12 protein-coding genes are annotated in these 13583 nt (G+C 56.5%); 7 read left to right on the forward strand and 5 right to left on the reverse strand.

From position 1 onward, the window contains the following. Positions 1-13 precede the first annotated feature (13 nt). The 4 genes from AB4N85_RS08830 to AB4N85_RS08845 form a co-directional block, all read right to left on the reverse strand. Positions 14-706 (reverse strand): hydrolase, encoded by a 693-nt coding sequence (locus AB4N85_RS08830; RefSeq protein WP_071172469.1) that lies wholly within the window; start codon positions 704-706, stop codon positions 14-16. 233 nt (positions 707-939) lie between these two features. Continuing rightward, a complete protein-coding gene (locus AB4N85_RS08835; protein WP_252867626.1) occupies positions 940-1518 on the reverse strand; it encodes a nuclear transport factor 2 family protein in 579 nt (192 codons plus the stop codon). A gap of 298 nt (positions 1519-1816) precedes the next feature. Then, a complete protein-coding gene (locus AB4N85_RS08840) occupies positions 1817-3529 on the reverse strand; it encodes a sigma-54-dependent Fis family transcriptional regulator (RefSeq protein WP_071172470.1) in 1713 nt (570 codons plus the stop codon). Positions 3530-3909: 380 nt separating this feature from the next. Then, the gene (locus AB4N85_RS08845) at positions 3910-4560 is read right to left on the reverse strand and encodes a hydrolase (RefSeq protein ID WP_206420272.1); all 651 of its coding nucleotides are present in this window, start codon (positions 4558-4560) and stop codon (positions 3910-3912) included. Between the two features lie 503 nt (positions 4561-5063). Here AB4N85_RS08845 and AB4N85_RS08850 point away from each other — a divergent pair. From AB4N85_RS08850 to AB4N85_RS08875, 6 genes are all read left to right on the forward strand, one after another. After that, entirely contained in the window at positions 5064-5960 is an 897-nt protein-coding gene (locus AB4N85_RS08850) for a LysR family transcriptional regulator (protein ID WP_016774759.1), read from the forward strand. A gap of 323 nt (positions 5961-6283) precedes the next feature. Next, on the forward strand, positions 6284-7024 hold the full coding sequence (locus AB4N85_RS08855) for an SDR family NAD(P)-dependent oxidoreductase (protein ID WP_206422152.1): 741 nt from the start codon (positions 6284-6286) through the stop codon (positions 7022-7024). Positions 7025-7119: 95 nt separating this feature from the next. Further along, a complete protein-coding gene (locus tag AB4N85_RS08860) occupies positions 7120-8013 on the forward strand; it encodes a LysR family transcriptional regulator (RefSeq protein ID WP_122706226.1) in 894 nt (297 codons plus the stop codon). Positions 8014-8218: 205 nt separating this feature from the next. Continuing rightward, positions 8219-8737 (forward strand): sigma-70 family RNA polymerase sigma factor, encoded by a 519-nt coding sequence (locus AB4N85_RS08865; protein ID WP_051600722.1) that lies wholly within the window; start codon positions 8219-8221, stop codon positions 8735-8737. Next, positions 8724-9704: a FecR domain-containing protein gene (locus AB4N85_RS08870; protein ID WP_252867627.1), complete on the forward strand. Its 981-nt coding sequence runs from the start codon at positions 8724-8726 to the stop codon at positions 9702-9704. The genes AB4N85_RS08865 and AB4N85_RS08870 overlap by 14 nt, the downstream gene beginning before the upstream one ends. 121 nt (positions 9705-9825) lie before the next feature. Then, positions 9826-12216 (forward strand): TonB-dependent siderophore receptor, encoded by a 2391-nt coding sequence (locus AB4N85_RS08875; RefSeq protein ID WP_252867628.1) that lies wholly within the window; start codon positions 9826-9828, stop codon positions 12214-12216. A gap of 71 nt (positions 12217-12287) precedes the next feature. Here the strand turns inward: AB4N85_RS08875 and AB4N85_RS08880 are convergent, their stop codons facing one another. Beyond that, complete coding sequence (locus AB4N85_RS08880) at positions 12288-12668, reverse strand: hypothetical protein (RefSeq protein WP_122507382.1); 381 nt, start codon at positions 12666-12668, stop codon at positions 12288-12290. A gap of 410 nt (positions 12669-13078) precedes the next feature. Here AB4N85_RS08880 and AB4N85_RS08885 point away from each other — a divergent pair, with 410 nt between their 5' ends. Then, positions 13079-13564 carry a DUF6130 family protein gene (locus AB4N85_RS08885; protein ID WP_252867629.1) on the forward strand — a complete coding sequence of 162 codons (486 nt, stop codon included), beginning with the start codon at positions 13079-13081 and terminating at the stop codon, positions 13562-13564. The last annotated feature ends 19 nt before the right edge of the window (positions 13565-13583 follow it).

Consider the following 13583-nt stretch of genomic DNA (forward strand, 5'->3'; position numbering starts at 1 on the left):
TTGCATAACGGATTTATTTAGCAGGGTTTGGACCGATGTGCTCGCCGTGTTGCACCCGCTCAGGCGCCTTATGCACCATGGTGTAGGCATAATCCACACCCATCCCGTAGGCGCCGGAATGTTCCTGCACGATCCCCATGACGGCTTCATAGGTCTCCTTGCGCGCCCAATCCCGCTGCCATTCGAGCAGCACCTGCTGCCAGGTAACCGGTACGATACCGGCCTGAATCATGCGGTCCATGGCGTAGTTGTGCGCGTCGATCGAGGTGCCACCCGAGGCGTCGGCAACCATATAGATTTCATAGTCTGTATCGCGCAGGCAGGACAGTGCGAAGGTCGTGTTGCAGACCTCGGTCCACAGGCCGGATACGACGATCTTCTTACGGCCGGCAATGGCGGACTCTGCCAGGGCATCACGAACGTTTTGGTCATCCCAGGAGTTCATTGAAGTACGTTCGAGGATTTTGTTCTGCGGATATACCGCTAGCAACTCAGGGTATGTATTGCCAGAGAAACCCTCGGTTTCCACAGTCGTGATGGTGGTAGGTATGCCGAACGCTTTGGCAGCCTTGGCCAACCCCACGACATTATTTTTCAGCACCTGCCGATCTATCGACTGCACACCAAAGGCCATTTGGGGCTGGTGGTCGATGAAAATCACTTGGCTGTTTTGCGGGGTCAGTATTTCTAAGTACTTGTTGGACATGGCGGATTTCCTTTGGTAAGTAGAGCAATACGAAAGCGGCGTTATGCGTGGCTGCGCAAGCAGAACGCTACCCGTCCTGGTAGGGCTAAAAGCCACTTTCCGGACGAGTTCAGGGGTGCCGAAAAGCCCCTTGAATTTACGAATGCAGCATTGTTCAGCCGCGTTCGCGGGGTTCAGTTAAATGCCCGAAAAACGCTTGCCAAGCTGCTTTTGCAAGTGCACATCATCTGCGGCTAATTCGCTCCCACCTTGAAGGGAAGTGCATCTTTGGATGTCTTCACGGTCCATGAACCGGACTGCCGGAACGAACTGGCAGACGCGTAGGTATCTTCCATGAACTGGAAATAGGTCATCTTTCCATCCTGAACTTTCGCATGGATGGAAAACGGTGATGTGAACAGATGTCCGACCGCCACGGAGCGGTAGGTGAACTTACCGAAAATCGCGACATCTTCGCCGGAAGCGATTTTGGTAGTAATCGTAAAGTCTTCGATTTTCCAGTAGTTTGAGACCTGCAAAAACAAAGTGCTAAAGGCTTTGGGACCTTTGTTTGTGCCGGTCCACGGCATGATTTTTCTGAGTTCTGGATTGTCAAAGTTTAGAGAAACATAGGTGGCGTCTGGAGCTGCCAACCTCATTGCCGCGGCTTCGACTTTATCGGGTGCGGTATTGGCCAGGAATTCCACGACAACCGCTAGTGAAGCAGCAGATTGCGCTTCAGTAGCTGACTGCGCCGACGCTGGAGTGATTGTTACTAACCATGAGGCGAGCGCCATTGCTGCAGTGATCAATTTGATGCTTCGAGTATTCATGAACTCTCCATTTATGAGTACGATTTTGCGATTCGCGGTCATCCAACCCATGTTGCAAATTGCTACGCGTCGAAAAGCGACAATTGGTACTGGAGCAAGGGCTATGCCAATTTTATAAAACTTATATAAATCGATATTTATCAATGACATATAACTTAATGTGATGTCGCGAGTATCGGGCTCGGAGTTTATCGAAGGGCTTGTTTGATCATTTGATGAAGTCTCGGCGAGGTTTTGTTGATTTGATCAATCCAGCTCAAGCGTGGTCCACGGTGAACCGCCAGGCGGCCACGCAAAGTCACTCAAGACTCTCGTCATGCAACAAGCCGCTTTTCTTCAGGCGATAGGCCAGTGCCGGCCGGGTCAAGCCGAGCATGCGAGCGGCTTGCGAGACGTTTTGGTGTGAAAGCTCCATGGCGCGGCGCATCAGCCGTTCTTCCACAGCATCCAGGCTGATGTTTTTATCAAAGATCTGCGTAACCCAATCGGGACAAGGTTCTTCACCGCCAGCCTGAACTAACGCGCCATCAGAGTTGAGACGATCACCGTGCGAATCGTCTGTTTTTGGGAAGACTGCAAAGAGTGCATCCTGGCCTATGGTCTCGTTGCTGTCGGTCAGGATGACGCCACGCTCAATCGTATTTTCCAATTCGCGAATATTCCCCGGCCAGGCGTAGCGGCGACACAATTCAAGAGCTTTGTCTGATAAACCCAGCGTTCGCTTGTGATATTGCAAGTGAAATTTGCTTATAAAGTGCTCGGCCAGCAGTGGCAGATCTTCAAGTCGCTCGCGCAGTGGGGGAATCTGCACCGGAAACACATTCAAGCGGTAATAAAGATCGGCGCGAAACCGGCCCGCTTCGACGGCGTCGGCGAGGCTTTCATTGGTAGCAGCGATGACTCGCACGTTGATCTTGCGGGTTCGGGAATCGCCTACCCGTTCCAGTTCACCCTCTTGCAGTACCCGAAGTAATGTCGCCTGCGCTCTGGGCGTCAGCTCCACCACCTCGTCTAGAAAAATCGTCCCTCCGTTGGCCCGTTCAAAGCGTCCTGGGCGGGTTTGATTGGCGCCGGTAAAAGCGCCTTTCTCAACACCAAACAATTCGGCTTCAATCAGGTCCTGAGGAATGGCAGCGCAGTTCACTGCGACAAACGCTTGCTCGGCGCGATCACTGCGCAGATGCACGCTCCGTGCGATGACCTCCTTGCCGACGCCAGTTTCTCCGAGCAGTAGGACGGAAATTTTTCCTTTGGCAGCCTTGTCGATCATCTTGCATACCTTCAAATAGGCAGGCGAGCGCCCTACTCCATAGAATTGAGCTTCCTGCTTCTCCAGGCTTCTACGCAGAGAGCTGATCTGTGATTGCAGTTCATACAGCTCCTCGATGATTGGGTCGGCTTGAAAGTACTGTCTGAATTCTGCGGCGTTCTCCCATTCCTCGGCAGGTTTACCAATAATGATGCAGCGCTCATCCCCGCATCCGCGACAGGTCGTTTCTTGGATGATGATTTCGCGTTTCATGAATGAAGAACTGTACGCACAGGCGTAGCCCAACAAAGACCAACAGACTGGTTCCTCCATCAGGCCGACTTCAGTCAGGCAAGTCTCGACCTCAAAGGAGTCAATCCATTCGAGCTCGCAATAAAAATGGCCGCTCTCCTGATCCAGCTCTAACTGAATGGGTTTCGCATTGACCATACCTTTGAGGGAATGCAGTTGCGGGCCGACCAGAAACATCTGCAACTGCGGACTGTCTGGTCTGAGCTTGCGGGCCATTTCCGCATCCTTGAGTCCAGACTGGTAGCCAAGGCGCAAGAAGAACCCCTTGGCGCGGTCGACGCCGAGGCTATTGATGAGTTCACGGCGAAAATTAGCCATCGCCGATACCTGCATCAACAACATGCGCTGCTCGCCAAACCAGATCTTGCCTTCCGTGCTTTGAAAACGAACCTGGTCGCTCAGGTCGTGAAAGCCGGAATAGTGGAGCTCAGGGTTGTAACTGACAGCCATTGAGAGAGACCTCGATTATTGTTTTGAGCGGTCTTGATCAAGCTGTGGCGCCGAGTGAAAGCACCGAAACAATCGATCGCGATATGAAGGGATTTTAGTGCATTGCTACGCAGAGCCAGCGGGCCTCCCGATGCAAAGACATGACGGTGCACGGGCTTCGCGGGCAGATGAAGGCAGTTACCAAGCGCCAAAGTCAGCCAGGCTTAATGTTGGTGATCTGGCCCGAGCCGGCCATGTGCTGTGTTGGACTAGGTATTGGTCATTCGCAATATCCCAGCAGATTGCGAATGCACGCCTTCAGTATCGGCCGTCGATGAACGCGGGAATGGGGCGCCTCCCTGGCAAAGCGGTACTTCACTGGCCCCTCACTCCCGTGCTGATCAACCTTCAGCGGGTACCGGCGTGTCGAGCAATTGCTGCTCCCACAGATAAGCAATGCCGCTACCTGCAGCATGCTGGAGAAGCACATCGGTTACAGCGCCTGCCGTATCGAGGCGTGCCCAGTCGCGTTGCCATTCAGCCATGACTGCCAACCAGGTCATGACATTTGCCCCGGCGCCGACCATGCGTTGGATGGCGACTTGATGGGCTTCGACCGAAACGCCACCGCACGCGTCGGTGACCACGGTAACGTCCCAGCCCTCGCCTAGTGCTTGAATCGCTGGCATGGCGACGCAGACCTCAGTCCACAGGCCAGCCAGGACCAATTGCTTGCGGCCTGTTGCCTTGACCGCGTCCACTACTTTCTTGTCTTCCCAAGTATTGATGAGCGTTCGGTCAATCACCTTTTGACCGGGGAAAACGTCGGTGATTTGCGGAAAGATCCAACCGCCACGCTCGGCAATCACACTGGTCAGAATGGTCGGGACGTTAAACGCCTTCGCAGCCTTCGCCAATGCTGTCGCACAGTTGACCGCTGCGTGCGGATCGTGGCTATTGAGATTGGTGAGTTGAAAAGGCTGGTGGTCGATCAACACAAGTACGGAGTCTTCTGGACGAAGAAGCGAAGCAAGACCGTTACGAAAAGCCATTAATCCATCCTCTTGTTGCCGTGGGTTGGCACGTTTATTTGCGGGATCAGTTTCCGTGCAGCGCGCCTTATGAGCGGCGATGCCTCATGCACTGTGCAGCGCCCTCAAACCTTCGGGTAGTAGCAGCGAATGACTAACTGTGTCGCGGAATGAGGAACGCCACGGTTTTTGCTGCCATTCTCTGGCGATGGCTTCACGGCTTCATGACGACGCGCCCCAGCGGTTTGCTTCGCTCCGCGAAGTCATGCGCAGCAGCCTGCGATAGGGTAAAGGCCCGTTCAACGACAACCCGTATACGCCCCCGCAATACATCCTGTAGCAGCTTGTCGACACTCGCACGCACTGCCGGCCGCTCGAAAAGTGGCCCCATGTACGCACAGATCAGGACGTCCCCGGGAACCGCTATTGGCGCCAAGGCGCGAACTCCGTAATGTGCAGTTCAGATGTACGTTCTGGTAGTCGCATTCCGTGCGTAGCTGCGTGACAAAAAAAGGAACGTGGAAATGGATATAGAAGAGCTTGAAACCTTTGTAGAAGTGGCCGATGCCGGCGGCATTTCCCGTGCGGCAACGCGCCTGGGCACGTCGAAATCTATCGTCAGTCGCCGGCTTGCCCGCCTGGAAGCAGAGCTGGGCGTGCAACTGATGGCGCGTACCACCCGCGGTGCGGCCCTTACCGAAGCTGGGGCGACCTTCCGCGACTACGCCGCCAGAATATGCGCTGAGGCCGAGTCGGCACGCGATGCGATCTTGCCTTCCGGCGAGCTTTGTGGCCGCCTGCGGATCGCCGCGCCCCTGACTTTGGGGCCAATACATTTCGCGCCGATCCTCGCGGAAATGGCCAGGCGTCACCCACAGCTTCATGTGCAAACGAACTACACCGATCGTTTCGTTGACCTCATCGCCGAGGGGTATGACTGCGCGATACGGGTGGGCTACCTGCCCGATTCCAACATGATCGCCCGGTGTATCGGACCGATCTTTGGCCAATTGGTGGCAAGCCCCGTCTATATCAAGGCGCATGGAGCGCCCGAAACACCCGACGAAGTCGTCAGCCACCAAGCACTGATGCAAGGCAATGAATCGTGGTCATTCATGGATGGTGACACGATGGTTACGGTGCGCCCGCAGGGAACGTTCAAAGCCGACAATGGCACCGCATTGCTGGCCGCAGCTTTGGCCGGCATCGGCATTGCCTGGTTACCTGACTGGGTCACGCATGAGCATTTGGCGAGCGGCGCACTTGTAGCGATCATGACGGATTATCCGCCGCCTCCAGCAGGCGCTTATGTAGTTCGACCGCCAGGCCAGCACCCTGCGCGAAAGATAAGGGTGCTCACCGAATTGCTGCTTGAATACTGCGACCAGGCGGCACATATTCCTGAGTCGCCACAGAGCTGAAAGACCCGATTGCAAGCTCCCTTAGAGTGAGTCCTGAAAGCAAAGTATGGATACCAGGCTTACTTATTGATCCATCAGAGCTATCGCGGCTAATACGTCCAGTCCTGATCAGCGCACCCGAATATTTCTCCAAAGTTTCATTCCTCACTCGCGAATAACGCCAACACCCGGTTGGATGTTCCGATTTGTGCGACACAGTAATACAACCCACGAGACTACAAACCAAGGAACTGGATCCCTAATATCCGCCCCCGTATCGGCACGCTTGCACCATCCTTGGTGAATGCGCGCGGCCAAATAACTGCATGCCAGACAGGTGAGTAATGATCGATTTGGAAGGAAAACGTGCGTTGGTGACGGGAGGAGCTCGCGGGATCGGCGCCGCTATCGCAGTGGCACTGGCAGAGAATGGCGCCGATGTTGCGTTCACCTACCAGCAGTCGACGGAAAAAGCTGAGGCAGTGGCCAAATTCATCGCTGATAAAGGGCGTCGTGCTATCGCGATTCAAGCCGACAGTGCCAACCCGCAAGCCATTGAATGCGCAGTCGCGCAGGCCATCTCGACGCTGGGCGGCCTCGATATTCTCGTCAATAGCGCGGCTATCGGCTTGAGCGGAATGATCGCCGACATTGATGTAGACGACTATCAAGCACTGATGGATATCAACGTGCGAGGCCCCGTCCTGTTCGCAAAGGCGGTCATCCCGCATCTGCCCGCTGGCGGAAGAATCATCACAATTGGCTCGGGACTGGCAGAGCGGGTGCCCTTTGCGGGTGTAACAGCCTATGCAATGTCCAAGTCGGCGTTGCTCGCATTCACCCGGGGTTTGTCACGTGAACTCGGCCCCACCGGCATAACCGTTAATCTTGTTCAGCCGGGATCGGTCGACACCGACGCAAATCCAGCCTTCGGCCCCGCCGGCGACTTTCAGCGGAGCCTGTCGTCCTTGGGACGTTTTGGCGAGCCTCGCGAGGTTGCGAGTGCGGTGGTCTATCTGGCCAGTCCTGCCGCGAGCCTGATCACTGGCGCCATCCTGACCGTGGACGGCGGTGCGATCGCTTGACTAACGCTCAGGCAGCTGTCCGCAGTGGACGGCAGCCATGGACTGTTGGTCAGGGGTTGAAACGCACTAATGGCCATTTGCAGAGGCAGGAAGCATTGGATATTGATGATCTTCGAACCTTCGTCGAGGTAGCCGACGCGGGCGGTGTTTCGTCGGCGGCCCGGCGACTGGGTGTTGCGAAATCGATAATAAGCCGCAGGCTTCTGAAGCTGGAAACCCAACTGGGTGTGCAGCTATTGGCCAGGACAACCCGTGGTGCTGCTGTCACCGAAGCGGGAGCCGCCTTGCGAGAGTATGCGGCGCGGATCGTCGCTGAGTTTGACGCGGCCAGGGACGCCATTGTTCCAGATGGAGACCTTCGAGGTCGCTTCCGGATCGCAGCACCGATCTCGTACGGCCCGACACATATTGCCCCCGTGCTTGCTGAAATGGGGCGACGCCACCCTCTCCTGCACATTCATGCAAGTTACAGCGATCGTATCGTCGATCTGATTGGCGAGGGCTTCGATTGTGCTATTCGGGTCGGCCATTTACAGAGCTCCAATTTCATCGCAAAGCGTGTGGGCAGCATTCACGGCAAACTCGTGGCAAGCCCAGGCTATGTGAGTACACATGGAGCGCCAGAGGCTCCCCACGAGATTCTTGCGCATGAATCTCTTATGCAAGGTGCGGAAACCTGGCGGTTTATGGATGGCCAAAAGTCCATCATGGTTAATCCCCAAGGGCGCTTCAAGGCTGACAATCCTGTCGCGCTCGCCGCGGCAGCCGTTGCAGGTCTGGGTCTAGGGTACCTTTCTGACAGCGTCATCGACGAGCACATCAAATCTGGCGCATTGGTGTCCGTCATGCACAGATATCCCCCTGTTCCGGCGGGTATTTACATTGTTCGCCCCCAAAGCCAGCACCCTGCGCGAAAGATACGGGTGCTGACGGACATGCTGGTCGATTGGTTCGCAGATGTGAGCCCGGGCAACGTCCTCTCCCTTTAGAAGGCAAGCCACTCGGGTAGAAGGCAAGCCACTCGGGACGGCGAGCGTTCAATCTATCCAATTGCCGGACGCATCTTCCACTCGTAGTTCCTGCACAACCATGCCATTCGCCTGCATGCAGGCGCTGAGCTGCGCATGTTTGCCTAAGATCAATCGCCTGAGTAGAATGCGATTCATTATCAATCATGTATGTCCCGGGATGCCGATGCGTAGCGACGAAACACTAGGTACTGCAGATCCAGGGCTGCTCTATCGCACCCACTTCTCGTGGTTACAGGGCTGGCTGATTCGGCGCATCGGCTGTCGCGACAACGCCGCAGATCTGGCGCAGGACACCTTTGTGCGAGTGCTCAAGCACCGCCATCAGTCCGGCGCCCTGCGCGAGCCACGCGCCTATTTGAGCAGCATTGCCCGCGGGTTGATGATTGATCAGTATCGTCGTCGCGAACTGGAACGTGCCTACCTGGAAAGCATCACCTTGCTGCCGCAACACGAGGTTCCCTCGGAAGAAAGCCGGTTGATGATTCTTGATGCCCTCGAGCGCATAGACCGTCTGCTCGACTCGCTTAAACCAAGAGTTCGCCAGGCGTTTTTATTTGCCCGACTCGACGGTCTGACCTGCGCACAAATCGCCGAAAAGCTCGGTGTTTCCCGCGCGACGGTGGAGCGCGACCTGGCCACGGCCCTGCAACACTGCTATCGCTTGCGTTATGTCGAGGCCTGAGCCCGAGGCGCTGGATCCGGCCATTGTCGAGCAGGCAATCCAATGGCTGGTGCGCCTTCGCTTCAATCAAGCCGATGAACAGACACAGCGCACGTTCGAGCAATGGCTGCAGCAGCGCCCGGAGCATGGATTGGCGTGGCAGCGTGTGGAAACGCTTGGCGATGAATTTGAAGGCGTGCCAGCTCAGCTGGCTCGACAAACCCTTAAGGGCGCCCAACATGGAATGCGCCGGCGGGAAAGCCTGAAGCTGCTGGGCGTATTGGCGACGGTCGGCACGGCAGCCTGGCTCGGCCGTGACTACACCCCCCTGCCCTCCATGCTTGCACAACAGCGCAGCAGCACCGGCGAGCAACGACGTTTCCAACTCGATGATGGCAGCCTAATCCAGCTCAATAGCGACAGCGCCGTCGACAGCGATTTCGACGCCCAGCGACGCCTGATCATCCTGCGCCGTGGTGAAATCATCGTGAATGTCGGTGCGGATCAACACTCGCCGCAAGCGCGGCCGTTGTGGGTGCAATCACGCGACGGGATCATGCGAGCCCACAGCTCGCGCTTTCTGGTCCGCGAGCGTGACGACGGCACACTGGTCGCAGCTCAGGAAGGATCAGTCACGGTTTTCCCCGGTTCCGGCCAAGCGTCTGCGAGCCACAACGTCCTGGCAGGAAACCAACTGCTGTTCACCTCAAGTGACGCCCGAACGTTCAGGGACAACGGCCTTGATCTATGGGGTTGGGGTGACGGAGTGATCAGTGCGAACCATATGCGCCTTGGAGACTTCATCGCAGAGTTGTCGCGTTATCGCCCAGGAGTCCTGCGCTGCGCCGAAGAGGTCGCTGATCGTCGCGTTTCCGGCACTTTCCAGCTCGCCGACAACGATCGGGTCCTGGCATTGATCGCGCAGTCACTGCGCCTGCACATTGATTACCGAACCCGTTATTGGGTCACCGTAACCGCTGCCACCTGACTCCACCCGAATATTTTTTCGCTACCTGAAAAATAATGAGGTGGTTTCTCATTCTCGTTCGACCTGTAAGGAAGGCCGGAATACAGGCCAGTCTGCCGATGTCCTTTCTTGGAGCGAGAAAATGAGTTCGTCCCCGGTTTCACAGCGCCATCCATTAAGTCGTGCCATGCACGGTGCGATCCTGGGTTTGATCGTGAGCAGCTACGCATTGCCATCGCTGGCGCAAACCTCGGGCGCTGATCACAGCAATCAAGTCAAACAGTGGAATATCGCCCCCGGCCCACTGGCGCCAGCGCTTGACCGTTTTGCGCGCGAAGCTGGCATCAGCCTCTCTTTCGACGCGTCGAGTGTGGCGAACCGCACCACGGCTGGCGTGAATGGCACGCTCGATACATCGGCAGCGCTGTCATCCTTGCTCCAGGGCAGCGAATTGCAGATCGAACAGCAAGGTCCAAATGCTTACCTGCTGACCCCTCAAGCAAAAACCGCCGGCCCGCTGGAGCTCGACGCAACGGCCGTCGAGGATTACCGCCTCGCCCCGCTCATCATCAATGCCAAGGTTCGGGTCAGTGCCGACGACGACGCCAACTCGGTGGTTGCCAAGGAACTCTGGGTGGGCGGCAAGGTGGCAACCAGCATTCTCAATACACCGGCATCGGTGTCGGTGGTGACCAACAAGGAAATGCAGCAGCGCAGCGTCAGCACCACGGAAGAAGCGCTGCAATATACGCCGGGCGTGGTCAGTGACTTTTATGGTACGGATGATCGCAACGACTATTTCCAGATCCGCGGCTTCCAGGCCACCACCTACCGTGACGGCTTGACCCTCAGCTCAATGCGCGGCGTACGCGAAGACCCATTCGCCTATGAGCGCATCGAGATTCTGCGGGGCGCCAACTCCACCCTGTTTGGCCCTGCGGACCCGGGCGGTTCGGTAAATTTCGTGACCAAACAGCCGCGCTTCGAGAAGTTTGGCCAAGGCTATGTGACCTACGGTTCGTTTGACCATGTCGAGACCGGCATCGATGTCGGCGATGCGCTGAACGACGAAAAAACCCTGGCCGGCCGCTTTACTGCCAAAGGCCAGAACAGCGACCGCGAGTACGATCATTCGCAGGACGACAACCAGTTGTTTATGGGTGGCCTCACCTGGGCACCGACGGATTACACGTCGGCTACGATGATTCTGGATTACCTGAAAACCGAAAGTTCGCCCAACAGCGGCGGCTATCCGCTGGATCGGGAATACGACCGCAGCAAGTTTTATGGCGAGCCCAGCTACAACTTCCACGATGTCGAGCGCACCAGCCTCAGCGGTAACGTCACCCATGATTTCGACAACGGTTTCGTGCTGCGCAGCAATCTGCGTTACAGCAAGTTGACCGATGATTTCGGCTACGTGTACCTCAGCGACAGCGCCGCGCGTGTCGGTACCACCGTTGATCGATACCTGTTTGGCACCGACACCGAAGCTGACCAGTTCAACGGCAATCTGATGCTGCAATACGATGCCCGCTTCGAGAACATCGACAGCAGCAGCCTGGTGGGCGTGGAGTATCTCGATTCGACCACCAAGGAAAGCTCGGTCTACGCCCTGACAACCCCGATCGATATTGCCAACCCTGTGTTTACTGGCGTTCCACGCTCAATCGCGCCGTATGCCGTCAACAAGCGAGAGGCGACCACCAAGGCCGTCTTCCTTCAGCAGAACCTGTCGTTCTACGAGCGTTTCATCGTCACCGGAGGCGTGCGCAACGACTCGATGGACCTGACCAGCAAAGGCTTGCAATCCACTGAAAAAGACAACTTCTCCGAAACCTCCTACCGAGGTGCGTTGACCTATATCGTCAACGATGAGGTGTCCACCTACGTGAGCATGGTCGAATCCGTCTCGCCGCCGCAGGTTGGCGTGACACCGCAGACAGGCAGGCAGTACGAAGTGGGCGTGAAGTATGCGCCGATGGGAATGGATGCACTGTTCTCCGCCGCCGTGTATGACCTGACCCAGGAAAACGTCACCATCGCCGTGGTGCTGCCGAGCGGCATCATCGAGCAGCAGACAGTGGGCGAATCGCGGGCGCGTGGCCTCGACCTGGAGGCCAAGGCGCAGGTGACGCAAAACCTGAGCCTGATCGGTGGTTATTCCTACATGGAGTCCGAGGTACTGCGCGGTTCGTTGTACGACGGCAGCTCGCTGAAGGGTAACGAATTCGCCACGGCACCCAAGCATTCAGCTTCGCTGTGGAGTTACTACGACGTACCCGCCACTGATGTCAGCGTGGGCCTGGGTGCGCGCTACGTCGGCGCTTATTACTTCGATGCAGCCAACTCCGGCAAAAGCGATGGCACTACCCTGTTCGACGCCGCCTTCAACTACAAGATCGCCAAGGGCACCGACCTGGCGGTGAACGTCAGCAACCTGCTGGATGAGCAGCACGTGGTCGGCTCCGGCACCGCGAACTTCTACAACCCGGGCCGCGAGATTACCGCCAAGCTGAGCTACAACTGGTAAGCAGACGGGTCAGCGTTTTCCCCACACAGAAAACGGTGCCCGCGTTACCGCGGGCACCTTCGACTTGGTTGTTAGCCGCCGACCTCACGCAAAATTCTCTCAAGCTCAGGACGGGTCCACCTCTCCCAAGGGAATACCTCCCGGTCATCGCCGCTGTGCCAATACTCGCCCGCATCAAATGCCTGATAGATCGAAAATGCCGGCTCGGGCATCTCTGCGTACAAGGACAGATCGACGATATCGCTGATGACAATATTCATCACCTCATCACAGTAGTGAAAATCGCGGCCGCCGGTGATAAACAGTCTTGCCACTGAGATCGCCAACTGATTGAGAAGATCGCGGCTGTCGATCTGCAGGTGCTCACACATAACATTTAATTCGGTGTTTGGGGCTTTCTCAATCATCCCCAGTACGTAATCAAGCTCGGCATCACTAAGACCTGTGGCCATATGATCAAAGTACTCGTGAGTTCGGTTTTGCGATGGATTCAGGACAAGCCTGTTAGAAAACATGTTGGCAGATTTGCTGTTAAGCGACAGCTATGGTTCGAAAGCAGCTTCTGATTGGGTGGTCCCGTTTTCCCCCGGGGCTTATTCGGCAGAGGTCGACTTGGACTGTCATCAGATAAACGTGACAAAGCGGGTATCGAGACCCGCGCTCACTGGCGCTAGCGAATTGAGATAGTACACAAACACAAGGGTGGCCGCTTTTGGGTATTTGGCGATCCGTGACACGGAGATCGGCCAGAAGCGGCCAGTCAGTATCGATGAGATACGTTGGATGATTCCATTTTCAAATGAGCCGCGGGCAATACCCAGGTTGATCTACGCTTGAATGAAATCACGCGGAGAAACCGATCATGTCCCTCGCTCCCGGAAGTCTATTGGCCCTGGCTTTGGGTGTCTGCTTTTGCCCATCCGTGCTCGGACAAGGGGCAGCAGACAGCGATTCTCCGCTGGCGATACTGCCCTTGGCATCCGAGAGTGCGCCGAGACTCATTGCCTACCCGCCGCTTGCCGAGCCGCTCGCCCGTGGAGTGGTCATCATCCAGTTTCGAACAGAGCACGCCAGGATCATGCCGGTATTTGGCAAGGTGGCTGCGCAGGTATCACCACGCTTAGGTCACCTTCACGTGACCGTCGATGACTGGAAAGGTACGTGGGCGCACACCAGTGAAGACCCGATTATCCTGGTCGGGCTAACGCCCGGTCCTCACAAGGTTCTCTTGGAAGTGGCCGACCCGACGCACCAGATCATCACCAGTACGACAGTGAGTTTTACAGTACCGGAGAATAAACCGACGGACGCTCCCCGTACTGACGATCATCACGCGGTAAAACCATGACCGCCGTGCTATCACCGTA

It is taken from the genome of Pseudomonas sp. H1_G08 (genome assembly GCF_054681355.1).